The 23,498-nt window shown below is 44.9% G+C and carries 26 protein-coding genes; 3 read left to right on the top strand and 23 right to left on the bottom strand.

The genetic code is table 11. The features are described from left to right. Positions 1-476 precede the first annotated feature (476 nt). On the bottom strand, positions 477-632 hold the full coding sequence (locus BFS30_RS27885) for a hypothetical protein (RefSeq protein WP_157263045.1): 156 nt from the start codon (positions 630-632) through the stop codon (positions 477-479). 1,075 nt (positions 633-1,707) lie between these two features. Here BFS30_RS27885 and BFS30_RS24760 point away from each other — a divergent pair. The 3 genes from BFS30_RS24760 (at position 1,708) to BFS30_RS28255 (ending at position 7,918) form a co-directional block, all read left to right on the top strand. Then, the gene (locus tag BFS30_RS24760) at positions 1,708-5,004 is read left to right on the top strand and encodes a PKD domain-containing protein (RefSeq protein ID WP_083252228.1); all 3,297 of its coding nucleotides are present in this window, start codon (positions 1,708-1,710) and stop codon (positions 5,002-5,004) included. A gap of 481 nt (positions 5,005-5,485) precedes the next feature. Continuing rightward, on the top strand, positions 5,486-7,201 hold the full coding sequence (locus BFS30_RS24755; protein ID WP_083252227.1) for a gliding motility-associated C-terminal domain-containing protein: 1,716 nt from the start codon (positions 5,486-5,488) through the stop codon (positions 7,199-7,201). A 525-nt stretch (positions 7,202-7,726) separates the two neighbouring features. Beyond that, the gene (locus BFS30_RS28255) at positions 7,727-7,918 is read left to right on the top strand and encodes a helix-turn-helix domain-containing protein (RefSeq protein ID WP_167353194.1); all 192 of its coding nucleotides are present in this window, start codon (positions 7,727-7,729) and stop codon (positions 7,916-7,918) included. Positions 7,919-7,933: 15 nt separating this feature from the next. On the opposite strand, the gene BFS30_RS24745 is transcribed toward BFS30_RS28255, so the two are convergent. The 22 genes from BFS30_RS24745 to BFS30_RS24635 form a co-directional block, all read right to left on the bottom strand. Continuing rightward, positions 7,934-8,164, bottom strand: a complete 231-nt coding sequence (locus BFS30_RS24745) for a hypothetical protein (protein ID WP_069381748.1) — start codon at positions 8,162-8,164, stop codon at positions 7,934-7,936. A gap of 160 nt (positions 8,165-8,324) precedes the next feature. Further along, entirely contained in the window at positions 8,325-8,753 is a 429-nt protein-coding gene (locus BFS30_RS24740) for a hypothetical protein (protein ID WP_069381747.1), read from the bottom strand. Positions 8,754-8,765: 12 nt separating this feature from the next. After that, positions 8,766-9,074: a hypothetical protein gene (locus BFS30_RS24735; protein WP_069381746.1), complete on the bottom strand. Its 309-nt coding sequence runs from the start codon at positions 9,072-9,074 to the stop codon at positions 8,766-8,768. Between the two features lie 21 nt (positions 9,075-9,095). Further along, a complete protein-coding gene (locus tag BFS30_RS24730) occupies positions 9,096-9,518 on the bottom strand; it encodes a hypothetical protein (RefSeq protein WP_157263044.1) in 423 nt (140 codons plus the stop codon). Between the two features lie 62 nt (positions 9,519-9,580). Further along, positions 9,581-10,030, bottom strand: coding sequence for a hypothetical protein (locus tag BFS30_RS24725; RefSeq protein WP_069381744.1), 450 nt, complete (start codon positions 10,028-10,030; stop codon positions 9,581-9,583). Between the two features lie 39 nt (positions 10,031-10,069). Further along, on the bottom strand, positions 10,070-10,345 hold the full coding sequence (locus tag BFS30_RS24720; RefSeq protein WP_069381743.1) for a hypothetical protein: 276 nt from the start codon (positions 10,343-10,345) through the stop codon (positions 10,070-10,072). 32 nt (positions 10,346-10,377) lie between these two features. Next, positions 10,378-11,349, bottom strand: coding sequence for a DNA-methyltransferase (locus BFS30_RS24715; protein WP_208603007.1), 972 nt, complete (start codon positions 11,347-11,349; stop codon positions 10,378-10,380). A gap of 16 nt (positions 11,350-11,365) precedes the next feature. Further along, positions 11,366-12,178, bottom strand: a complete 813-nt coding sequence (locus tag BFS30_RS24710) for a DNA adenine methylase (protein WP_208603006.1) — start codon at positions 12,176-12,178, stop codon at positions 11,366-11,368. Positions 12,179-12,218: 40 nt separating this feature from the next. After that, on the bottom strand, positions 12,219-13,196 hold the full coding sequence (locus BFS30_RS24705) for a hypothetical protein (RefSeq protein WP_069381742.1): 978 nt from the start codon (positions 13,194-13,196) through the stop codon (positions 12,219-12,221). Between the two features lie 10 nt (positions 13,197-13,206). After that, on the bottom strand, positions 13,207-14,214 hold the full coding sequence (locus BFS30_RS24700; RefSeq protein ID WP_069381741.1) for a hypothetical protein: 1,008 nt from the start codon (positions 14,212-14,214) through the stop codon (positions 13,207-13,209). Between the two features lie 42 nt (positions 14,215-14,256). Then, positions 14,257-14,535: a hypothetical protein gene (locus tag BFS30_RS24695; protein ID WP_069381740.1), complete on the bottom strand. Its 279-nt coding sequence runs from the start codon at positions 14,533-14,535 to the stop codon at positions 14,257-14,259. A 44-nt stretch (positions 14,536-14,579) separates the two neighbouring features. Continuing rightward, the gene (locus BFS30_RS24690) at positions 14,580-15,407 is read right to left on the bottom strand and encodes a hypothetical protein (RefSeq protein ID WP_069381739.1); all 828 of its coding nucleotides are present in this window, start codon (positions 15,405-15,407) and stop codon (positions 14,580-14,582) included. Between the two features lie 34 nt (positions 15,408-15,441). Beyond that, positions 15,442-15,960 (bottom strand): hypothetical protein, encoded by a 519-nt coding sequence (locus BFS30_RS24685; protein ID WP_069381738.1) that lies wholly within the window; start codon positions 15,958-15,960, stop codon positions 15,442-15,444. 24 nt (positions 15,961-15,984) lie between these two features. Next, the gene (gene traN, locus BFS30_RS24680) at positions 15,985-16,800 is read right to left on the bottom strand and encodes a conjugative transposon protein TraN (RefSeq protein WP_257785611.1); all 816 of its coding nucleotides are present in this window, start codon (positions 16,798-16,800) and stop codon (positions 15,985-15,987) included. Between the two features lie 38 nt (positions 16,801-16,838). Next, complete coding sequence (gene traM / locus BFS30_RS24675) at positions 16,839-18,113, bottom strand: conjugative transposon protein TraM (protein WP_069381736.1); 1,275 nt, start codon at positions 18,111-18,113, stop codon at positions 16,839-16,841. 283 nt (positions 18,114-18,396) lie between these two features. Continuing rightward, on the bottom strand, positions 18,397-19,014 hold the full coding sequence (traK, locus tag BFS30_RS24665; protein WP_069381734.1) for a conjugative transposon protein TraK: 618 nt from the start codon (positions 19,012-19,014) through the stop codon (positions 18,397-18,399). A gap of 23 nt (positions 19,015-19,037) precedes the next feature. Continuing rightward, on the bottom strand, positions 19,038-20,042 hold the full coding sequence (gene traJ, locus BFS30_RS24660; protein ID WP_083252226.1) for a conjugative transposon protein TraJ: 1,005 nt from the start codon (positions 20,040-20,042) through the stop codon (positions 19,038-19,040). Between the two features lie 38 nt (positions 20,043-20,080). Next, positions 20,081-20,710, bottom strand: coding sequence for a hypothetical protein (locus BFS30_RS24655; RefSeq protein ID WP_069382653.1), 630 nt, complete (start codon positions 20,708-20,710; stop codon positions 20,081-20,083). Between the two features lie 67 nt (positions 20,711-20,777). Further along, positions 20,778-21,614 carry a hypothetical protein gene (locus BFS30_RS24650; RefSeq protein ID WP_157263043.1) on the bottom strand — a complete coding sequence of 279 codons (837 nt, stop codon included), beginning with the start codon at positions 21,612-21,614 and terminating at the stop codon, positions 20,778-20,780. 61 nt (positions 21,615-21,675) lie between these two features. After that, positions 21,676-22,374, bottom strand: a complete 699-nt coding sequence (locus BFS30_RS24645) for a hypothetical protein (protein WP_069381732.1) — start codon at positions 22,372-22,374, stop codon at positions 21,676-21,678. Beyond that, positions 22,371-22,820 (bottom strand): hypothetical protein, encoded by a 450-nt coding sequence (locus BFS30_RS24640; RefSeq protein ID WP_157263042.1) that lies wholly within the window; start codon positions 22,818-22,820, stop codon positions 22,371-22,373. Before BFS30_RS24640 ends, BFS30_RS24645 begins: the two co-directional genes overlap by 4 nt. Beyond that, a complete protein-coding gene (locus BFS30_RS24635; protein WP_237028655.1) occupies positions 22,807-23,478 on the bottom strand; it encodes a conjugal transfer protein TraI in 672 nt (223 codons plus the stop codon). The genes BFS30_RS24640 and BFS30_RS24635 overlap by 14 nt, the downstream gene beginning before the upstream one ends. Between the last annotated feature and the right edge of the window lie 20 nt (positions 23,479-23,498).

Raw genomic sequence — 23,498 nt, 5'->3', positions numbered from 1 at the left:
ATTTATCCATGTTTTTAAAAACCTGTCTACAAATGAAGCTGTGGTCATGGAGGCAATAAATACATCGATCTATGTAAAAGATAAGCTATTCCGGCAGTTTCTAAAAATCTTTTAATAGGAAATGCCTCAATTTGCATTGAGGCATTTCCTGATCGCTTACATCTTGTACTCATTTACAGTACGATTGTAGTCTATTTATTTACAGCATGAATTCACTTATAAAATTCAGGAGTAAGCGTACTTTTTTAAAATGGTTTTTGCTATCATTTCATCAATCATTTATTAACTGAAACTTCTTGGTTTTTTATACGCGTTCCATTTTGTTGAGCCAGGCATAGGTAACTACTCAACCTGATTATACAAAAAGCCTTGGTAGTCTCATTCGTCATGGCGCACCTCAATGCTTCTTCGTTATTACCCTTTGATAAAAGCTTTACGACCCGCAAGACAGTCCTGCAGTCGTTGTTACTTATTTCTCAATCCTTAAGAAGCCCCTTCAAAATAATATCACCGGCAAAAGAAGCAGATACCACATGACCCAACTCTCCCGCTCTGGGAGAGACCTCTGAGCCGGGTTGTGGCTCTACCAGTACAATTACACCGACAATACTACCTTCACTCTTCTTTCCCACAACCTGTGCTGCTACAGCAGCCCCTCCTTATTAAATATTTTATCGCTGCCGATTCCATGCTTTCTTAAATTATTCTTAAGTTCCATTCAAAGCCGGATATTATCATCCGCGATTTCTTGTATCTCTTCTGCGGTAAACTTATAAGTATTGTTTACAGCTATTGATGTCTTGTCTGCGGGCACTTCAGAATAGAATGATAGTACATTTGGTGCATAACCTTCAGCTAGCTCCAGGCTTTTACCAATAGCCAGGCTATTTCCGTATAGTTTTATTTGCCTGCCGGTACTTAAGGTTACCCGCTACATTTGAAGACATATATAGATTTTGTGATATGCCAAATCCGTCTTGAAATTTGAACCCGACCTTTCGATCTATGTTAATTAATGTTAATGTATGTAAAGATTTTACTGAATACATATTATTAATCTCTAGCTTTCCATAAGAATTAAATATGTGCTATATGCGAATTTCTTTTACCCGAAAAATAAATCTTTGTATATGCCCAGAAAGTATACTGTTTTCTATATCCACCGAGCAGTTAAAGGTTTTGGCCTGATTGTGCTTCTTTTCTTGGCTGCAGCATCTATTTTAAGTATCATACTACAGTAAAGTAGCCGATTTGTGGTGCATAAATAATTCATAGAAGAATGCAATATGAGCTGCCTCAATACCGAAATTTTTAACGCAGTATATTATTGTTGTACGACAAAAAAAATGCAGCAGATTAGGGCTAGCCTCTTTATTTGTTCATGAATCTTTTTGAATTAGCTTAATTCAAATTAGAATGTGCAACTCGCGAAATAGAACTACGTATTGTATTAGTTCTAATGATGAGTACGGCTCAAGTCCAGCTGGTTTGTATACATGTGTTATGTAGTCGGAATCGCAACAAGACTTTATAAAATAAACCTAATGATATTACTGTGGATGATACTTGTCTTCGCGGAAGATGGGCCTCGGTCAGGCAGAACGATAAACCTTCTGGGTCATATTATTCCATCCCGTATTTGCCATTGAAGCAGAACGACGAACGTCACCTAAACGAAAAAACCGGATATCAAACAAAATACCCTATATGAAACGAGGAATATTTTTAGCATTTTTTTTATCATGCGCAGTCAACCCTGCCATTGGGGCATATGTGCCCATGGCAGTATCATCTGGCTTCAATGCCGATGTTATTGCCAACGGGATCGGTACCTCTATTTCGACTACCAACAATGACGTAGACGGGGCCAATTATAGTTTTGTATCCGCGGGCTGGCAGTTCAATGCAGCCAATGCGCCACTGGCCAACGGGTTACCGGCCAACGGTCTGATCACCAGTCCCATTACCACTGGTCTTACGTATCAGTTAGCTGACTATTCTTCCAACAACTGCCTTAGAATCAACAATGCCGCTGCCGGTACCCTTAGTTTCATTAGCCAGATTAAGGCACAGAATGTGTACGTATTAGTTACCTCGGGAAGCGGTAACTGCACGATAACGGCCCAGGTCAACTTTACTGATGCCACCAATCAACAGTTTACCGGTCTCGCAGTCAACGACTGGTTTGGCGGTAATCCTTATGAAATAGGACAGATAAGAAGGATACTTCGTAATGCAACAACTACCGTGCCGGAGACATCAACTACCGGCCCACGGCTATACCGCCAGGTATTGGCAATCTCCGCAGCGAATCAAAATAAGCAAATTGCCAGTATCCAGTTTACCCGTACTTCAGGAACTGGTGTGCTGAACGTATTTGCGGTAAGTTTTGAGTCTGTGGTAACCTGTGCGGCGCCTACTGCGCCTATTGTTTCTGCACTCACATCCACAACGGCCACGCTCAACTGGACACAGACCGGAACGCCTCTGCAATGGCAGATCAAATACGGCGCCCCGGGCTTCAACCCGGCAACAACCGGGACTTCTGTTTTTACGACTATCAGACCCTACACCTTAAACCCGCCCCTTACCCCGGTTACTGCATACAGCTATTATGTACGCGCGGTGTGCGGGGTTAATGATACCAGCGCCTGGTCGCCTGTTAATAATTTTACCACCCCGCCGGTACCGATCAACTCGGTACCGATGGTTATTCCGTCAGGTTTCAACGCAGATGTTATTGCCAATGGGATTGGCACCACTATAGCCACCACCAATAATGACGTGGACGGTGCCAACTACAGCTTTTTATCTACCGGCTGGCAGTTCAATGCATCCGGTGCGCCGGCGGTAAATGCATTACCGGCAAATGGCGAGATCATCAGCCCCATTACGCCCGGCCTTACCTATCAGTTGGCAGATTATTCCTCCAACAACAGTCTCCGCATTAATAATGCCACAACAGGTACACTGACATTCGCGAGCCAAATTAAAGCACAAAACATCTATATATTGGCTACATCAGGAAGTGGAAATTGTACCATAACCGCACAGGTCAACTTTATGGATGCTACCAATCAGCAGTTTGCCGGTCTGGCTATCAGCGACTGGTTTGGGGGCGCTCCTTTTGAAATAGGACAGATAGGGAGAATACTCCGGAACACGACCAGTACCGCCGCGGAAACATCAGCCACCGGCCCCAGGTTATACCGCCAGGTGCTGGCGATCTCCGCATCCAATCAAAATAAGCAAATTGCCAGTATCCAGTTTACCCGTACCTCGGGTACCGGTGTACTGAACGTATTTGCGGTAAGTTTTGAGTCTATGATAACCTGTGCAGCGCCTACCGGCCCTATTGCTTCTGCGCTGACGCCCACTACGGCTACGCTCAATTGGACGCAGACCGGAACGCCTCTGCAATGGCAAATCAAATACGGCGCCCCGGGTTTCAACCCTGCAACTGCCGGGACTTCTGTTTTTACGGTTACTAAGCCGTATACATTAAATGCGCCGCTGGCGCCGTTTACCGCATATAGCTATTATGTGCGCGCAGTATGTGGCCCTAATGACACCAGTGTCTGGTCGCAGGTTACGAACTTCACCACACCTTGTATGATACCTGCAATCTTGTCAAAAGCAGATAGCTATCATTGCGGGCCCGGTACTGTGGTATTGCAGGCAACGGCATCTGCGGGAGGCGGTATAAAATGGTACAGCGCTCTTACGGGAGGGACAGCACTGGCAACTGGCAATAGCTTTACCACACCGTCGCTTACCACGACCACCACTTACTATATCAGTGCATTTTCCGGCAGCTGCGAGAGCACACCACGGCAGGCTGTTATTGCCGGCATCCGTCCGGTGCCGGTGGTTCACATAGGTAATGATACCACGATATGTCCCGGTATTACCTATAGCATGGATGCTGGCAATCCCGGAGCAAGCTATAGCTGGAATACAGGTGCGACGACACAAGTCGTTACTGTCAGCGCACCGGGCAGTTATTCTGTACAAGTAATGCTTAACGGCTGCAATAATGCTGCAGCCCGCATGATCACAGCCGGAATTACGCCGCAAAATAACCTTCCTGCACTCCTCGATCTTTGTGCAGGCAATATTGCAACATTAGATGCAGGTAATACGGGCAGCAGCTTCCTCTGGACACCAGGTGGAGAAACGACGCAAACCATAAATGTAACTACTGGCGGACTGAAATCGGTAGCGATAACGAGTGCGACCGGTTGCGTGATTAACAGTAATACAGATGTAGCACTGCGGCCTTTACCTGTTGTTAACCTCGGTAATGATACGGCATTCTGCAGGGGCAATAGCCTTGTCCTCGACGCCGGAAACACCGGGGCCAGTTTTCTTTGGAATACAGGTGCAATCAGCCAGACCATTATCGTTGATACAACCGGTAATTACGCCGTTCTGGTAACGGACAACTATGACTGCAAAGGCAGGGATAGCATCGGTATTGTGGTTAAAGCGACCCCATCCGGTACGATCAATGCGATATACGGGGATACCGCCACTTATACATTCAATGTTATTAATCCCCGATTCGTATCCAACTACACCTGGGACTTTGGTGACGGCTCCCCGCTGGCAAGCGGTCCCCAGGTGCAGCATCGCTATAACCGCAATGGTATCTTTACGGTAACCGTAAAATTGAGCGGCGATTGCAAGGACAGTCTGGTGCAATCCCGTACCGTAGATGTGTTTGACGGGCAGGGGACGGGCATCGTTAGTCACGGGCAATCCGCGGATTTATTGTTGTATCCGAACCCCGCACGGGCGCAGATCAGCATAGGGACCCGGAATAATGCCTGGAAACCGGAACTATACCGCATCACCAATGTATTCGGCGTTACCCTACTAACCGGCAAGTTCAGCGGAAATACGCAGCAGATCAGTGTTGCCTCACTTGTACCGGGTATCTATTTTATGCATGTCGTTACAGACAAAGGATTTGTGAACCGCAAATTCGAAGTACTGAAATAAATGGACTTGCGCTATCAGAAAGGGTATCATTTTCCTTAAACAAAGTCATTAAAAAAAATGGCGAAGCGTAAGTTTTACTTACTTGAAATTGCAGATTCTGGTCCGGATTCGTTTTAAGATATTATACGGGCACTTTTATTTTTATTTCAGATACGAAATCCGGGTTGCGTTCATGAACGTAACCAACGCCGGTCCGTCAGACATACCAGTCCGAAAAAAATCTGGAGTGCCTTTCTATTAAATGCAGACCGGTAAAGCGTAACTATTTTTAAGTAGCACTCCATTGGCCCTGCAAATTGTAGGTAGGTGACACACGGTTTTGTAAAGAATAAATTCAATGAGGGGGCAGATATACCCGGCAATGTTCAGCACATGCCACGACGCTGTCTTTCTACGGTTGTCAAAGAGTTAACGGAATCTAACCTATAATAATAGCTATCGGAGATTGCTATTTTTTCCAAGCAGCTTTAAAATAAAAACCATGAAGCAAGCATGCATTACATTTGTACACCTACTAGTACGAAACTTTATGTTCCTGTTATTCGCGCTTTCGTTGCCTGTATTTCTGAACGCACAGAATCTTGTTCAGAACGGCACCTTTACGCAGCAGCCGCCGGTATCCTGGACCTTTGCGCCGCCGGGCACTTCAGTAGAGGCCAATAATCCGGAAACGACATATGGAGGTGTGGTGACTGCAAACATTGTGGCCGAACTGGATATGGAAGCGTCACTCAGGCAAACCAATATTGCCGTCACGCCCGGGCAACCTTACTATATTTCCTATCGCTACAGCAGGCGTACCGGTAATGGCTCAGCACCTAATCCCAGCAACTTTAACGTCAAAATCTATGAGGGGGCAATCAATTTTCTTAGCCGTAACGAAGTCGCCAATAATACAACCTGGCAATGGACTTGCGTAGTAGACTCTTTTATACCTACAACGAATATGGTAACGGTCGATATGGCCAGCACCAACCTCACTGCCAGCCTCGGTGTCCTCGTCGACGATATTACGATTACCCCGATTCAGCAGCCTGTTACATTAACCGGACAAATCTGCGCCGGCGGTACCCTTACCCTTAATGCGCCGGCAAGTAACCCAAATTCACTTTATACCAATTATCAATGGACGGGGCCTAATGGTTTTACTGCTTCCGGGCCAAATGTCACCCTCACCAATGTGCAGCCAGGTCAGAACGGTACCTATATCTTCACCGCTAACCTGAACACAGAATGCCTTCAGGTAACTGGCAGCTATCTGCTTGAAGTTTTGCCAACGGAATTTATCATTAATAAAACCATTTGCAAAGGCGATAGCTATACGTTTTACGGCCAAACCCTCTTCAGTGCCGGCACCTATGATACCGTAATCTCCGGCAATGCCCTGGCATGTGACAGCAGTATTACGCTTAACCTGAATGTAATACCCTTGCCTGATATGGCAACCATGCCGCCGGACGCCTCACTCTGTGTCGGTGATAGTATTTGGCTTAGGGTCAACAACCCTGACGCGAATGTAAGTTACCAGTGGTATAAAGAAAGCACAGCGCTTAACGGGGAGACTGGTGGCTCAATCCTGGCAAAAGATGCGGGAGTTTATACCGTAGTCGGCATTACAGGCGGTTGCAGCGACACCTCCCGGAAAATAGTTGTGACCATACATCCCTTGCCTCAAGCGAAGATACACCTGTCCGAAGCCGAAGTACCCTGTAGTTTTGATACAGTTATGCTCGAAGCGGAAGGGGGGCAGGGTTATAATTATATATGGTATCCGTGCAGCTATTTTATGTTGACAACCGGGGCCGGGAGCCGGGTCGTTCGGGGTATTTTTCCTAAGCTACACACCCCAGTTAGCCTGCAGGTATTTAATGAATACGGCTGCCAGGCGACAGACAGCATCATTGTGATTACCAAACCATGCTGCGAAACCTTTGTGCCGAACGCATTTTCTCCTAACCACGACGCCCTGAATGACTACTGGCTTCCAAAGCTGCAGCCTGCACAAATATTACTGACTGCAAAGATATTCGACCGGTGGGGTAACCTGGTATATAACAACCTGCGCCCTTCCAAAGGGTGGGACGGTACCTACGATGGAAAGGAGGCCGCCGCCGGAGTCTATATGTACTACCTGAAATATACATGCAGCGATCAAAAGATTTACGAGAAAAAAGGAGATTTAACACTCATACGCTAACACCCAAACAAGGGATCTAGCTTGGCTCCAAAACTCCTGCTTAATCCAGCTTTTAGAACCAATCGATAGGTTAGATTCAATAATTAGCAAGGGCTTGCCCTCAAGGGTTTCAATTTTGTACCGGTAAGCGATGTCAGTGTATATTTTAGCATCGTAATAATGTTTGTCAAACCCCTTTTAAATTTCAAAGTGTGCGTTAGAAAGTGGAATATCAGAAATCAAAAAATTATTAGCGCTTGCTGTAACATAGCATAAAAAAGCCATAAGTAATAATAACGTTTTTTTCATCTTGTATACATTAACTTTTGATATAAATTTGAATCTTGATTATGACTAAAAACGAGCGACTGTATCTTATTGGAAATCCGAAGGGGTTGACCATGAGATTCCGGATTTAGTTAACCATGACTGCGGTCGATATTCAACACTTTTCCTGATCAATGATTGTCAGAATGACATGGTCAAGGCTTCCAGAATATCCACCAAATTCGCCATTTTTCCTCAAATTATTGGATTTTAGGATATTTGCCTTTGGAGATTGATGTTTCTGCTATTGCAGGAAAATTGAAAGCTTATAGGTATAGAAACGGGCTTAGTCATAAGCAACTAGGAAAAATTCTCGGCATCGACGGTTCTACGATATGTGCATGGGAGAAAGCGGAAAGGGTCCCTCCGCAAAAAAAGTTAAATAAACTGATACTGTTAATGAAATTATGAATTGATAGCAATATTCTATTTTTTATAAGCTTTCTTTATAATGCTTCCAATTATGGCACGCTTGATTTTGGCTTCATCATCCGTTAATTGTACATATGTTATAATAGTCTTATAGACTTTTTTAGCTTTTCTAGATAGAAAAGCTTTTCTGTTTAGAACAGTAATATTGAATTCGGGATGCTCAATATCATTCTTTTGTCCTAACACCTTATCATCATCCTCATTTCCTAACTTCACCTTTGCCATCTCTGCGTTCAAATTTTGTTGCCAAAAAAATTAAGCGACTTAAAAACTATCGCATCCTAATCACGTGCCTGAAATCTGGGTCGGCATTTCCCAGCCAACACCAGATCCGCCATTGACCGCCAACCAATAAGCAGTTTCTTTTATGCAAAAACTTTCTTCATTATTTGTATCCTTTAAGGGAATTTGGATTATTCTTTTTGGTCTTGACGAGCGTCAGACAACTACTTAGCCTGATCAAACAAAACGCCCTGGTAATATCATTGGTCTGCGCCCATCTTAATGCATCCTCTCTGTTTCCCTTTGACAGCAATCTGATAACATGTAAAACAACCTGGCAGTCCTTGTTACTGATATCCCACTCTTTAAGAAGCCCCTTCAATATAATTTCGCCGGAATGCAGGGTCAGTAAATCTTCCGTCCTGTGCATATTCGATTTGCCATCATTGAATTTCACCTCCACCAAATCTCGACTTTCAGAAATTGACACAATTCTGCCGATCTGCCCAGACCTGGGATGTTGTTCTTTTGGTCTTGCCGATTCCACCAAAACAGCGGTTCCGGCGAAACTATCTTCCGCTTGCTTTTTCAAAACCTATCGTTGCTACAAAACCCCGTCTTTATTAAAGATCTTGTTGCTTGCAATACCATGCTTTCGTAAGTTGTCTTTAAGTTCCATCCAAAGCCGGATATTGTAGTCCGCAATTTCCTGTATCTCTTCTGCGGTAAACTTATAAGGATTATTTACCGTCATTGATACCTTATCAGCGGGAGCATCGGGATAGAATGATAGTACATTCGGCGCATAGCCTTCCCCTACCTCCAGGCTTTTACCGATGGCCAGACTGTTACCGTATAGTTTTATCTGTCTGCCGGTACTTAAGGATAAGATCCTCTTTTTCAATTCTGCCATAATCTTGTCTTTAATTGTAACTTAAATTCTTTTTCCGGACTGCTTGAACTGCTTTAGACGCTGCGTCTCTTTCATTGCCACCCAGTCCTGGCAGCTAGTAATACAATGGATAAAGTAACATTCTTTGCTCACCGCCAGCTGCAGTGCCAGTACAGTTTTTTTATCCGTTTGCAACTTGAGGACTTTTATAAGGTTTTTATAATCGTCCTTATTCATGTTTGCAGTACTGGTAACTATACTTCGAAGAATATCAGACCTGGGGCGCAATATTAGTAAGTCAGTGGGATGAAAATAGTCCACTTTCCCATCCTCAAAAGCAACATACACTCGTTCACAGGGCAATTCAGACCGAATATCCTGTATGACACAGCATTCCCCTGGCCTTAGGAGCTGCATGGCGTCCTGGTAAGGGTCGACTATTGCCACCCTACCTATCAAATCCATTATTGCTTCTTTATTTCTCATCGCTGTTTATTTAATCACAAATTCTACTAATCAATTTCTATTTAGGATTTTTTATTCCCACTAAGTCTTCTGGCCGTTTTTAATGCCTGTTTTTTCTTTATTTCAATCCAGTCCTGGCAATTGGTAACGCATGAAGATTCTAAGTCCTTGTTCTCCATTGCGAGGCTTAATGCACGCTCGGGACGTTTTTGGCAAATCAATTTCACCACCTGAAGCATGTCTTTCCTGGTTTCCTTGTCAATTGAATCAAACTTGTTGATGAGACTTTGCAAAATTATTTTTTTAGGGAAGAGGATGAGTAATGCGAAGGCATCATATCTTCCACAGCCGTCTTTAAAGCTGACAGAAATATCCGCATAGCCATCCTTGTAGCTGTGCACAGCGGTAACCGTTCCTATATCTCCCCGATGATTAGCCGGGTCTGTCGTAAGAAATTGTGGTACCATTACAGTTTTCCCTATCAGCTTCTCTAACCTGTCCTTCTTTTCCATAACACTGATCTAAAACCCAATACTTCTTTTTTATTTGAATCATACTGTCTGCACCGATCCATCGGTTACCATTCCTTCCATATCGCCCTTGTTTTGAAAACCAAATTCATTTAATCGTGCCCGCAGGTAAATACTTTTTGTTGCTTTTCTCTTTGATATCCAGCATCCTGTTTTACGGCTCCAAATACAGAACTCGCTAAAAATGCCTTTCTGCTGCTCTGGCATTGATTCAAAGAATGCCACGTCGATATAAATATTCAATTTCCCAGTGGCCAGATTCCGGAAATAGTAATTCCCTGTCCCTTCCTTTTCCATGTGGTCTCCTTAATAGTCTAATGCTATAGTTATTAATTTTCCCTGATTAATTTTTCAATGCTGACTCCGGTCGCAAGAAGTCGTTTTACTGCGATATCTACATAATCAGGATTGAGTTCAAAGCCTATGAACCTCCGGTTCAGCTTCGTTGCAACGAGTGCAGTTGTTCCTGCACCCATAAAAGGGTCAAGGATAACGTCCCGTTCCTTGCTACCGGCGAGCATACACAACTCTGGAATCTCAGGGGGAAATGTAGCAAAATGAGCTTCTTTAAATGGCTTATTGGTGATGCTCCAAACTGAACGTCTGTTTGCTTTCAGGTCAGGACTTCTTTCTTTTCTGAAGCAGTTTACCAGCGGCTCATATTTTGCCTTTCTAGCTGGTCTTGATGTGCGGTCACGGATCGTAAGCCCTTTTGCTTCCGTCTGTATTGCTTTATGATCGAAATAGTACTTTCTGTTTTTCGATAGCAGGAAGATATACTCATGCGATTTCGTACAGCGGTCGGTAATGCTTTCGGGCATGGGGTTGGGTTTATGCCAGATAATATCCTGTCGCAGATACCATCCCTGTTTTCGGAGCGCAAACGCCACCATCCAGGGGAAACCGATTAGATCCTTGTCTTTTATTTCTTTATGCTTTCCTGTCAACGGCATCCCGAATTTTCCAGGATGTGCTGATACCTTGTTAAACTCCTTTTGCTTTTGTAAGTAGGCAGGATTATTTCCGACTTTACCTGAGCCCCAATACATATCTCCGAGGTTCAGCCATAGTGTACCATCTGGCTTTAGCACCCGTCTCACTTCATCAAACAACTCAACAAGTATTTCCACATAGGCTTCCGGAGTACGCTCCAGTCCAAATTGTCCTTCCACACCGTAATTTCTAAGTTTCCAATATGGCGGACTCGTAATGCAACATTGGACTGAGTCGTCCTCTATTTTTCTTAACCCTTGCAGGCAGTCGATTGCATAAATATTATTCTCTTCAATTTCCTCTCTCACGATTTCTTCTCCTTTATTATTTGGTTATTTCTATTGGATAATTTGCTGTCAGCACTTCTATTTTCTTTTTGGCATTTCCCGATTTCATATTTACCGTAACAAATAATTCGCGTTTCATCGATGGCCATTTATATTCTTTGGCATACTGAGACAATATCTTCGTTGGGTAGGAGGAAAGCAGGAACTTACCTTTGATGCTGGAAAGCAGGTCTAGTAAAGCTTTATAGTCAGCTTCTGTATAGCCCTTGTAATGACCACAAGCCGTACCGATATAGGGAGGATCGCAATAAAAAAATGCCTGTTCATGATCCCGGCTTTTAATAATATAAAGCGCATCGGCACATTCTACCTGGATAAGCTCCAATCGCTTTGCATAATCTTCAGTAAAGTTTAACCGCTTGTTGGCAATCCGCTTCGAGGTTGTATTCTGTGTTTTATCATAGCCAAACGGCCCGTCCATCTTTGAAGAAAAACTCTGGGCACAAATCACCCAGACAGCCCAGGCACGCCTCACTTCATCAAAAAGGTCGGGATTGTGATAAATTACTTCAGCTTGCCTGTACGAATTGCGGCAATGCAGTGTCCGTTGGATCATTTTCTGCAGCGGCTTGAATTGATCCCGTGTTACTTTATAAAAATTCATCAGCTCGCCATTGGTATCGTTCAGCACTTCAACTTTGGAAGGTGGCTTGTGGAAGAATACAGCCCCTCCTCCGGTAAAGGGCTCTGCGTAAAGGGTGTGCTCGGGTATTAGCGATACTATAAGGGGTGCCAGTGTTTGTTTGCCGCCATAATAGGTGACGGGTGTCTTCATTTGTTTTTTTTCCATGCTCACATATCATTTTCACGTTGTATAATTCTATCTGGGCTTATAATGAGGGCCCTTTTTTCTTTTTTATCGGGGCATTGTTTTTAATAGCCCCATTAGGTTTTTCTCTGTTATTCAGGTTCGGCAATTCCCGTCTTATCATTGCAGAAGTTAATATGCGTTCACCCTGCTGATTACAAAGAACTATCATCCCCTGCCGCGCATCTACTTCAATAATACCCTGCCTGCGTTGGCCAGCCATTGATAAATCAACGGTAATTTGATCCCCATTTACGAGTTGTAAAAACATATCCTGGACAACTTCGCGATCTAAGCCTGTGTTAAATGGTAATCTCATAAGCTGTCCGACAATATCAAATTCAGGGAGAGATTGCAAATAGCCATTTTCGAGCACAAGCCAATATGCTTCCGGGGGGTGGTCTTCCGAAATGTCCTTTAATTTCATAATACCCCTACCGCAAAGCAGGTTATAGGCCTGCAAGATTCCAGTATCATGGTCATTGCCCATAAGGGGGATAAATATTTCCTTTTCATAATGGTGACGGTCGATATTGATTTCAACCAATTTTTCAACAGGTGTATCTGCAAGGTATTTCAGCGATAGTAAATTCCCTAGTTCCCTGGCCTCCTCATCCGTTGATTTTGAAAGCAGTGTAAGCTCCATGCATATCTGTGCTATGCTACTGTGCCTGTCAAAGACATCTTGCCAGTCCCGGTAAACATCGACTTCCTTTAGCCTGGCTTCCAGGTTCATGGAACTGATTCCATCAAGTACACCATGAGGAATATCTACTCTGAGAAGCGCCGCATTATAGCCGTCTAACCGGTAAAGATTAGAATCTGAATCCCTGGAGATCTGATACCTGCAACTCAAACGGTCTTCGCCATGACGGGCAGCGACCCGGCCTATGAAGCCTTCACCTTCCTTCAAAGTTTGAAGATTTTCCATAATGGCTGCATCGGCAAGCCCTAAATGTTCCAGGTAGGCGCCCAGCTCATTGATATCTTTTACTTTCATTGTTCAAGATTTATAATCCCTGACGCTTTCTTTTTTTTGCCGGTTTACTGCGGTGAGCCGGGGATTGTGTTAGTGGTTTGTTATACTTTAATCGGTTAAAATCATCGATTGCCCTGATGATCTCAGGAGCGGAGCCTTGCTGCTGTATAGATACAGCCTGAGCTTCAGGATCAACGGTCAGTTTCACGGCAATTACACCTTCGGTCGATTCTATTTCTGCTTCTACTTTGTCACCTGCTTGTAGGCCACTGATCAGCGCAGTTGCTTCCGCTTCTGTACGCAGTTCCTTCAGTGGCAGGATAGATAATTTTTCTGCAAGGTCAAAATCTGGATAGCGATGCTCCTGGAATTGTTCATAGCTTTTTGGAATCATTAAGGGTTTGAGCTGCAACCAATATGGCATTCCATTATCAGAACCTTCGGTACGCAGCAGTGGCCTGCCACATAACAAATTATACGCCTGCCGTATATTGATACCAGCATGTTGTTGACGGACATAAAATTCGTAACTGCGATCATATCGGTCAGTTCTCATATCGAGGCGGGTATAGTATTCCGCTCCGGAGTCCGCCCAATACTTCATTTGCAGGTCCTGAACAATATTTGCTGCAGCTCTGTTTCCTGTCTTTTTAAGCTGCTCCATAACTGGCCAGATCTCATGGAGCTGCCGAAGTGCATCTTCAGTCAGGCGCTCATAATGAGGCCCAGCTGTAAACCAATCGACAGCGGCCATTTTTTGCTCCAATGCATGCGTGTCTATGGAGTCGATTACGATATGGTCCAGCGACGGAACGCTCCTGAGCAATGCCTCGTAACTGGTCAGGAATGGTAATTTTTCTTCCCCGCGATAAAAGTGAGGCCTGAAAAACACCATATCTTCACCGTACCAGTTGACCTGGTAGCCCGTTGCATTGGGGCTACGGAATCGGATCATCTCTTCATCAGCATTTACCAGGAGTTCTGGCTTGAATCCATACGGACTGGTGTTCTCCAAAAACAAGTCTCTGCGTTTCGACATTTTTTATTGCATTTTAATGTTCAATCTTATTGCACTATTGCCTTAAAGTCCCCGGCCTTTTCTTTTCCGCTTGCCCTCACTCATTCTTTTGGAATAATTGTCCTTCTGGCTGTTACCGCTTGTTTTCAATGTATCGACGTTGGCATAACCACGCCCTTCAAGCTCCCGCCTGGCAAGGACTTTAAGGTCAAAATCATCATTGAGTATTCGAAGCAGCAAGTGACTGTCTGTTACCGAAAATAGGTAGAGCGGATTTTTATCATCAGGTATAGTACCTAATTCGGCGGCCTTCTGGTATAATTCTATTTGCTCTGCTGTCATAATTCAACCATAAGTTTTAAAAAAAACTGAGCCCCTTATGGGGCTCAGGCACCCATTCCTCTTCCTTTATTCCTGTTCCAGTTCACTCGCTGCTGCTGCTCCCAGGGCTTTTTTTTTACATCGCCGGATTGTTGGACCGATGTATCTTTTTTATTTTCAGCAGCAGATAAGCCTTGGGCCTGCTCTTGCCGTTGAACGATCTTCATATTGGCATCATAAACATCGATGCGCCGTTCTCCAGGGTTGACAGACAGATACCCCTTGCTTTCCACGCCATTTACCATAATGGTTACTTCTGGTAGGTTTGCCTTTTTGAGTGCCTTTTCATAGTCACCGAGTTTGAATTTTTGTTCCAATTCTTTGACAGGTACTGCAAGGTCCTGCAGTGCCTGCTGGACATCAAAAGGCTGCTTTGCGAAATAATTTTGATGATAAGTTTTGCGCGGATAATTTCCGAAATCATCCTTTGGTCCATTGATATCAATGCTCGCCCAGGTATTGTAGGCTTCGCCCTCCTTATTAAAAAGGGTTTTGTTTACGGCAACCAGCAATCCATGTTTAAGCATATGGTGCATCTCCGTTGCTGTTACCAGTGAATTTGCAGGGAAGCTATGGGTAAGCTCCTGGCCCGGCTGGTCGCCATTTTTAAGCAGAGAAGTGTCTATGGTATTAAAATAATACTTGTCCGCATTGTCATCTTTTCTGAAATTAAGCCGGTAGGCCATCTGGTCGCCTTCAATACCCACCTGATGCTCTATTGCAAATTCAGGACCTGATCGCGACATTTTCTCGCCAAGCTCATTATTAAGCCCTTCACCAAAGCCCCTGTAAAAAAGCTCCTTCTTTAGTTTCTCGAAATTCTCTTGTTCCATGATTTCTGTTTTTTAGTTGAATAATACCGGTCTGCTATATCGACCGGCCTTTCTTATGTTGCGGCCTCGGACGTTTTTTGCCCAGGTCCCGGCTTGCGTACCTGTGCCGTTGACCTTGGTTCACCTCTATACTTTCATTCTGGCTCTTTTTAATTTCCGGGTCTTTACCGGGAAGCTGGATGTCTCTGTAAGGCTGCATTCCAGCCTGCTTTACCATAGCCAACTCCCGTTTTGCACTGATTTCCGAACGGAAGAAAACGATCAGTTTATGAATGGCACGCCTGATCAGGCCCGGATACAGGTCTTTGGTAAGTTTGCGCCGTTGGAACTGAAGCATCCTTACCATTGCTTTCTCATCTATAGTCGTTGCTGCCCCGGCATACAGACTGGAAAGACGCTCATATTCGGACAGCTTCATCTTCTTAAAATCCCGGTCTTTGAGTGCCTGATCGCCAAATATTTCCCGGAACTTGTTTTCCTGCCTGTTCCATGTACCGAGCTCCACCATCAAAGAATCCTGCATTTTATTGTACATCTGCATTTCCTGTTCCATGATATTTGTGTGTTTTATATTTCCCTAAAGCGACCTTGCCTTCAACAGTTTTTTCTGATCGAGCCATGTTGTTGGGTTGCGGTCTCCGTCCTGTTCCATAAGTTCAGCGGTAAGGCGCTTTTTTAGGGCAATGGTAAACTTGGGGAAAGCAACAACGATCACCCGGCCTTTACCAAATTCAGGAGCCCCGGACTGATGCACATATACCGGCAGGATCTCCTTATCCTGGGATGCAGTACGTTTGACCGTTTTTTTATCGCGCACGTAAAAGCGGAGGGAAGCTGCATCATAGGGGATACGGGTTTCATTGAGCAGATGAAACTGAAAGAACAAAACATCGTTTTTGATATAGATACCGTCTAACCGGAATTCCATTCCTTGTTTATGGTATACTTTGCCTTTCATAAAAGGTATGCTGCCTGCGACTTTAGCTGCATAAGTTTCAAGCTCTTTACTATTGAGGGATATGCCCTTAAAGGTTATGGGTGCATATGGAGGCTGTTTGCCCATATCAATAGGTAGCGAAGGAGCATTTTCATTATAATTCACCTGAAAGGAATACACCTTACCATCAACAGTTACTACCTGTAAGTTGCTCTGCTCAAAATCCTTTTTACCGGCTTTTACTTTCAGGATGTTCTTTACATCCTTTACCGTTTCGGCGAGAATGGATTTGTCTCCTACGTCACCGCTTTGAATTGCGGCAGGAAAGATCAGCATCGTGGTCTTATTCCAGCTTATATCAAGATTGTAAGCGGGAATTACAGTGTTGCCGTCAAGATTAATGGCTGTTTGTTGTGCTTTAAGTATGGTTACGCTCAATAGGGCGCATATAAACATCAAAAATTTCATAGTTGTAATTGTATAGGGTTAAGAAATCAATTAGTGAGGTCCTGCTTTGCCTTGGCATCCATAAGCAGGATAGGATATCCGGCCTTAACGGTAACGCGCACCAGCTTCGCCTTTTTAGAAAAAAGTCCTTTTGCCGCTTCAACACCGACGCCAGCGGCCTGGCCGACCAGTGTAGGGTCCATGTTCATAAACTGCAGGCTCTGCATAGCCCGGTCAGAACCATCTTTTACCGCATCCCTTGTAATGGCACCCGGAACATGAATGCCTTCCAGGGCGTCAAGATCATAAACACTCAGGGACACAGGGAAGAGGCTTTTGCCATAACGGACACCGGATATGTCAATAGCCAGGCGCTCGCCATTTATTGTCGCCGTACCAAACACAAAATTGCCTTTGGGTATGAGCATACCATTAATGAAAATATCTTCCAGCAGGCGCATCTTGACCGTTGAGCCGGAGACTAAAGTCTGCGTCTCGTGCACCACCGCAGGAATGGCAGTCTGAACGGAGTCTGTGGCAGCCTGCCCCTCAATGGCATAAAAAGAGTTTCCTGCGTGATTTTCTGCCGTTATCACCTGATCATTCCGGCTGATTACCGGCATTTCCCTTTGCTCCGTTAAGGTGTTCACAGAATATACCTGACCTTTATTTTTGCGGGACCGTTCTTTGAGGTTCTCCTGGGCAAGCTGAGGATTCTGGATCTCCGTAATTTTTTCGAGCATACCATTCAAGGCCGCCAGGTCCGGGTCTCCGCCGCTGCCGGAAGTCATGGATTGCATCATGGCTTCCAGCCGGTCCAGATCGGCAGACATGCCGGGGTTTTGTCCGTAAGCACCATTGCCATAAGCGGCAGATGAAGTTTGTGGCTGGGGCTGGCTCAGGGCCCGTTCCAGCGCCGCCAGCCTGTCCTTTACTTTGGTCTCATTCGGATCAGCATAAGTTCTCATCCCAGAGTAACCGGTTGCCGGATTATTGTAGCCGCTTTCTGCATAAGCATCTGACGTTATGGTCTGCAAAGAACTATCTGGCACTGCATAGGGATCGCCTTTGCTGCGCTCACGCAAAGCCAGGGAATCCTTGGCCGCCTTATTATATAAACTCATTTTATCTACCGGGTCGGTACTCAGTTGCGCGCCGGGCAGTTCCTTGTTCAAGCCGGTCTGCTGCTTGCCGGTTTCCTGTTTGGTAACCGTTCCGCCCCCCATAGCCCAGAATGCAAGGGTAATGAAGGGAACAGTAAGTAAAGGAAGCATCAAAAGAAACTTTCTCTTCTTTAAAATTTGCTCTGTGTGTGGTTTCATGTTTTTTTATTTTAGTTGAATTATTAGTGGCTTATCTATCCTTACTTCTGCTTATAGCAGTATGGAGCGGAGTAAAAGGAAAAGGCAATACGTGCCGAATACAAGGCAGAATACGAACAGCAGGATCTTTTTCTGCCTGACGGTACATTTGCTTTCCCAGCGACTGAGCTTTGCGGCCATCCTTGATTGCAGCCTGATAATACCATTTGCAATGCCGAGCGCAGCCCTGTCTTGAATGGGAGTATGGTCTGGTGATCTTTTCCTTTTTCTAAATAGCATGGTCTTATCGTTTTTGTACATCAAGGTCCTTGTTATCGAGTATGCGCCATTTCTCAATCAGAAAGCCGTGAGAATTGTTATCTGACCGGCTGATACTCCGCAGGTAACCTTCTGAAATAAGGCTCCTGGTAACTATTGCTGTTGGCCTGACAATTTTCTGTTTGCCGCAATAGCGGAAGTAATACGGATAGGTATCCATATTGAGCTCTATACTGTCCACAGCAACCTCCTGACTTACATTACCGGATATGATTGCAGAGTAGTAACCGCCTTCCTTGAGATCATCGTATTGCTTCTTGGCCGTCCCGTCCGCCAGGTACAGGGCTTTGTTGATGTGGGCTTCGATAACTTTATCGTCCGGGTCGAGGCTGAAGAAGTAATGATGAAAGGTCGATATGTGATCGCGCGCTTCTACAGGTATATTATCCTTGCGGTCGGCAGCAAGAGCTTCCAATGCTTTGCCATTGGCAAGGAGATATATACGCCCCTGAGCGGCACTCACCATTTTATAACTCTCCAGTACGGTAAAACAGCAGATCACCATGCAGGCACCAATCAGCACGAAACTGAATAGGCGCACGTGCTTAAAAGCCGTTTCAATATTTTGCAATTGACGGAACATATTTGTTTGCTTTAGTTGAGGAATCAGAGTTTTGACAATCCGGTCATTGCCGCCTTCCCGGCAGCTTGCGTCATGTTGTTGATTTTATGGAGGAGGGTATCTTTGCCACCGGCCTGGATGATGTACCCAGCTACATTGGGCACAGTGGTATAGCCGACTATGGAAATGATCATGAAAATGATATAGGCGATGCTGCTGCCAAAATCCTGGTCCAGGGTCATCATGTTTTCTAAAATCTTCGATGTGATCGCTCCGAAGAGATTGGCGACCGGAAGCCACATATAGACATTGATATATCTGGCAAACCAACTCGCCAGCGTATGCTGGAAGCCGTCAAAGACGGACAATCCCAGCACCAGGGGACCAAGGATGGCCAGTATGAGCAGGTAAAAAGTGCGGATGGTATTGATACATAAGGCGGCAGCAGAATAGAGGATCTGGACGACATCGCTGATAAATAGCTTAAACATATTTTTGAGATTAAATACGCTGAAGGCACTTTTCAGACCAGAGAAAAATCCATCTTCTTCCGAGCTGCCGTCAGGCTGCTCATATTTTTCCATATCATCCGGGCCGCCGGGATAAACGCCAACGGGTGGCGTTTGATTAACCGCCTTTTCCTGCTGCTCAATATTGTAGCGGATAGCCTTATGGCTGTCTTTAGACATTTGCCTGGTCGCGACCTCTATGGGATCGAGCACACCATTCATCAGGCCGATAACCTGCGGGAACAACATAATCGCCATTCCAATCGCAAAAGGCCGTAGCAATGGAAAGAAATCAATAGCCTCTGCTTTGGCAATGTGCTTCCATACACGGACAGCTATATAGGTAAGGGCGGCAAAACCAGCAATTGCCCTGCCGACGTTCATCAGCGGCTCGCATAAAGGGAGCATATCGTTGAACAGTTTTTTCAGCACTCCATTAAGATCGTAAACACTTTCACTAACGCCCTGAGCCTGGCTGAACATCGGCACTAACAGGCATAGGGTAACCATAACCCAAAATTTTCTTCCACACTTTTTCATTCTACACGATTTTTAGGTATCTAAACTTGCTTACCGGATCATTGTCCGTATATCTTTTTTGCCAAATTATTCTCCCGGACTTGTTGGCCCCGTTGCCTGTGGAGTATTTCGGTCTTTTTATTGAAGGAGCGGAGGAAGGAAAGTTTACCGCTCATATCCTCGTAAAGCCGGTCTATGGCAGTGATCCGTTCATCGTCACTCATACGCAGTTCGCTTGCGGTAAGGATCATAGCCAGCTCATCAATATTTTCAAGGCTGCGGTCAAACAGGTTGCCATATACTTTGCCCAGGTAGATTATTTCCGCAGGTGTAAAATTGCCGGTACTTTTAAACCGGTTGAAGGCAGACTGATATTCAGAAAGTATCCTGACCTGATAGTTAATGATATCTGCTACTTTCCTGTATTTGCGAAGCTCCGGATTGACCGCCAGCAGGCCATCGAGGAAAACCTGGTGCATGCTGAAATTACCCTGGGAAATATTCTTTACTGTGTTATAGCCGTTATGCGCGATATCATATCCTTTCTTAAGGTCACTGAGGATAGCCTTGAACTGCGCCAGCTTTTCAATATTTAATATCAGCTGCTGAATCTCCGCCGATTGGGCGGAAGCCAGTTGTAGCTGCAAGGTGCAGCACAGGGTCAAAACCGCTGTAAGTATCTTTTTCATGATCTTGAATTTTGTATCCAACTTTTTCTTACCAGCCGCACCTGCGGCTGGTATTTTTGCCTTTCCTTTAAACATGGCAGTTGCCCGAACATTCGCCCCACTCTTCCTTCTGCCCGGTATCGAATACAACCTGGGCTAATGGCCGACAGGAGCGGTGCAGGTATACCGGATTATTAATGCCTTTTGCCGTACTGTTGCGGATCGCTTCGTCGACCTTTACTGCTGCCGCAAAATCATCAGGCTCATTTATTTTTTTCATTGCCCAGGAATGATCGGACTGATAGGGACAGAATACACAGCTCGACTTCGGCGGAATGGGTAGTTCATGCAAAACATACCAGCGGATTACATCCTGACGGCTCATCGGCCTGGACCAGGAAATAGGGGAAGTCTCTCCATTTTTACGGGATAGCTGACCCAGAAAAGGATAGGTGTTGACCTTCCATGCTTCATGGGGAAGCGACATGCGTTCGACTTCATCGAGCGTAATACCATGCCAAAGCCCGGTTCGTGGCCTTTGGGTCCCTTTGGGGATCTGGTATATATGATCGCGTATATAGTTATCGACAACGAATATTTTGTACTCGGCCGTGCATTGCCTTCGAAGCATACCTACAGAACCATTTTCACTTTGGGTAAATGCCGGAATAGAAGAAAATCGGTTGCTCCGTTCTTTGTCCAGCAGATCTGCATAAAGGTTTTTGTCCTGGCATACGATCAGCGGAATACCATTATTTTTTGCCTGCCATTGCTGCAGGAAGTTCATATACTTGTAAGTGCCGGAACCTTCTTTACCTGTATCGGCGAAAATGGCATAATCAGCCCTTGGAATTTGTCCCATACTGGACATCAGGTAAAGGGCCGTGCTCTGCACGCCTAAACCCAGTGAAATTATCTCCATCATATCTTTCTCCTCATGCCGTTCCGGTTAATCCGTCAGGCCCTTTTCTATTTCACATTCAATCTTAAATACCCATTATGGCTTTCATTATCTCATTATCCTCCGACTGACGTTTTCTTCCGCTGGATATTGCGACAATATTGTTATTCAATTTCCTCTGAAAACTAAGCTTACCCTGCATCCTGGCATATAACTGTTCAATCCTTTTAATTCGTTCATCGTCGCTAAGCTCCAGTGTTCCGTTCTCTACTACCATTAGCAATTCATCGAGATCTTTGCCTGCTTCATCACTCAGTGCAGCATACAGTTTTAGCAGCGCCCGGATCTCTTCATTGCTGAAACGCTTACTGTCCGCTGCCGTAGCCAGTGTTGCTTGCCGCTCCTGCAACATCAGTGCATGCATTGCAATGATATCGTCTACCTTGTCATATTGCTTTATTGCAGGATTCACAGTTTTCAGACCTCCGAAATAATCCTTATGCAGATTAAAGTCCCCGTTTTTAATATCACGAATCAGCCCGGTGCCATCCTTTACAACCGTATAGCCTTTGCGTAAAAACTCCGTATACACCTTGAGTGCAGCGATCTGCTGGATCAGGTATTTTCTCTGCGTACTTTTCTGGTTGAACCACTCGCCCCAGGTCTGCGCAATGGCGGGTGATGCGAAAAGCAGCATCACAGTAGTTAGGGTGGTAAGCGTCTTGATACAGCAGCATGTAAGCAATCTGTATCTGTTTCCGGTATTAATAAATTGTTTCTTCATGGCCTGAATTTTCCTTTCAAATGTTTATCCCAGGGTTTAGGTTTTGGAAAGAGCCCTTCAATGGTATTGGCACCCGGCAGCTGATGATTACTGCTTATCCTGTAAGCATGGCTTTGTCCGGTTCTGGTATCGCGAAATGCTGCGCCATTAACTAAAAAGCCTTTAACCTCATCAAACCGAACGCTGAAAGTACATTCCAGATGATCAGCATATGGGGCCGTGGTCTTTAACTTAAGCACTGATTCCGTACCGGCTGTAGCATTATAATGTTTAAGGGCATCACTCAGGCAGTCGGATAATCTACCTGCAAAAAACGTGTTGTTCGTCAGGGGCAATTCGACGCTAAAGCGCCCCCGGTATCCCTTCTGGTATAGCAGTGTCGTAAAGTCTGATACTGCAATCCTTTTTTGTTCTTCGCTCTCCATATCTCCTCTATTGTAAACCATACAGTTTTTTCAACATTTCGGCCTGGGTGATATCATCTGCGCGGGAGAGGCTGATCCTGTAGTTGCGATTATTGAATCCCCGCATGTCAGTCAGGTTCTTTTCCAGGTTGTCGCTCGCAGTATGTATCAGTTCCAATCGTTTACCATCGGTCATCTGCGTTGCAAAAGCATTGGTAACCAAAAACAGCTGATCCAGATTTTTTAGGCTCTCATCCAGTATGCCGGTATAGACCTTATACATATAATCAAGCTCCCGCGCGCTGAAGTGCTTATCCTGGCGCAGCAGGTTCCATGCTTTTTTATACTCTTCCACGAGCTGAACCTGCCGGGTAATAATACCCTTTGTCTTTTTATAGGTGCTGATCAGGTTTTTGACCTTACGGAGTTCCTGGAAGTAATCGTCATAAAGCTTACGCTGCTTTTCTGTCCATTCCGATATCTCATTGAGTTTCAGCTTCGACATGGCGTTCTCCAGGGTTTTCTGCGCGTTTTGCAGCCAGATGATTTTGTTCTGCTGGCGTTGTATCTGCAGGTCTACAGCTTTGATCACCTTTTTGACTGCCCCTTTGAGTACATCGATCAGCGGGATCTGCGCCTGTGCCTGAAATACAGGCGTAGTAACTAACAGGCATAATACTATTACAAGCGTTTTTTTCAATCTACCGGTAATGACATTTT

This window comes from Pedobacter steynii (genome assembly GCF_001721645.1).
Classification (GTDB): Bacteria; Bacteroidota; Bacteroidia; order Sphingobacteriales; family Sphingobacteriaceae; genus Pedobacter; species Pedobacter steynii_A.
This window is presented reverse-complemented; position numbering and strand designations above follow the sequence as displayed.

What these genes read in the sequence shown, in the direction of transcription:
- BFS30_RS24690 (WP_069381739.1), bottom strand. Translation starts at nt 15,407, where the DNA reads ATGGAACAAGAGAATTTCGAGAAACTAAAGAAGGAGCTTTTTTACAGG.
- BFS30_RS24720 (WP_069381743.1), bottom strand. Translation starts at nt 10,345, where the DNA reads ATGGAAAAGGAAGGGACAGGGAATTACTATTTCCGGAATCTGGCCACT.
- BFS30_RS24725 (WP_069381744.1), bottom strand. Translation starts at nt 10,030, where the DNA reads ATGGAAAAGAAGGACAGGTTAGAGAAGCTGATAGGGAAAACTGTAATG.
- traJ (WP_083252226.1), bottom strand. Translation starts at nt 20,042, where the DNA reads ATGAAAAAGTGTGGAAGAAAATTTTGGGTTATGGTTACCCTATGCCTG.
- BFS30_RS24695 (WP_069381740.1), bottom strand. Translation starts at nt 14,535, where the DNA reads ATGACAGCAGAGCAAATAGAATTATACCAGAAGGCCGCCGAATTAGGT.
- BFS30_RS24705 (WP_069381742.1), bottom strand. Translation starts at nt 13,196, where the DNA reads ATGAAAGTAAAAGATATCAATGAGCTGGGCGCCTACCTGGAACATTTA.
- BFS30_RS24745 (WP_069381748.1), bottom strand. Translation starts at nt 8,164, where the DNA reads ATGGCAAAGGTGAAGTTAGGAAATGAGGATGATGATAAGGTGTTAGGA.
- BFS30_RS24685 (WP_069381738.1), bottom strand. Translation starts at nt 15,960, where the DNA reads ATGGAACAGGAAATGCAGATGTACAATAAAATGCAGGATTCTTTGATG.
- BFS30_RS24700 (WP_069381741.1), bottom strand. Translation starts at nt 14,214, where the DNA reads ATGTCGAAACGCAGAGACTTGTTTTTGGAGAACACCAGTCCGTATGGA.
- BFS30_RS24640 (WP_157263042.1), bottom strand. Translation starts at nt 22,820, where the DNA reads ATGGTTTACAATAGAGGAGATATGGAGAGCGAAGAACAAAAAAGGATT.
- BFS30_RS24735 (WP_069381746.1), bottom strand. Translation starts at nt 9,074, where the DNA reads ATGGCAGAATTGAAAAAGAGGATCTTATCCTTAAGTACCGGCAGACAG.
- BFS30_RS24755 (WP_083252227.1), top strand. Translation starts at nt 5,486, where the DNA reads ATGAAGCAAGCATGCATTACATTTGTACACCTACTAGTACGAAACTTT.
- BFS30_RS24645 (WP_069381732.1), bottom strand. Translation starts at nt 22,374, where the DNA reads ATGAAGAAACAATTTATTAATACCGGAAACAGATACAGATTGCTTACA.
- BFS30_RS24710 (WP_208603006.1), bottom strand. Translation starts at nt 12,178, where the DNA reads ATGGAAAAAAAACAAATGAAGACACCCGTCACCTATTATGGCGGCAAA.
- BFS30_RS24650 (WP_157263043.1), bottom strand. Translation starts at nt 21,614, where the DNA reads ATGATGGAGATAATTTCACTGGGTTTAGGCGTGCAGAGCACGGCCCTT.
- traK (WP_069381734.1), bottom strand. Translation starts at nt 19,014, where the DNA reads ATGTTCCGTCAATTGCAAAATATTGAAACGGCTTTTAAGCACGTGCGC.
- traN (WP_257785611.1), bottom strand. Translation starts at nt 16,800, where the DNA reads ATGTTTATATGCGCCCTATTGAGCGTAACCATACTTAAAGCACAACAA.
- traM (WP_069381736.1), bottom strand. Translation starts at nt 18,113, where the DNA reads ATGAAACCACACACAGAGCAAATTTTAAAGAAGAGAAAGTTTCTTTTG.
- BFS30_RS24730 (WP_157263044.1), bottom strand. Translation starts at nt 9,518, where the DNA reads ATGGATTTGATAGGTAGGGTGGCAATAGTCGACCCTTACCAGGACGCC.
- BFS30_RS24760 (WP_083252228.1), top strand. Translation starts at nt 1,708, where the DNA reads ATGAAACGAGGAATATTTTTAGCATTTTTTTTATCATGCGCAGTCAAC.
- BFS30_RS24655 (WP_069382653.1), bottom strand. Translation starts at nt 20,710, where the DNA reads ATGAAAAAGATACTTACAGCGGTTTTGACCCTGTGCTGCACCTTGCAG.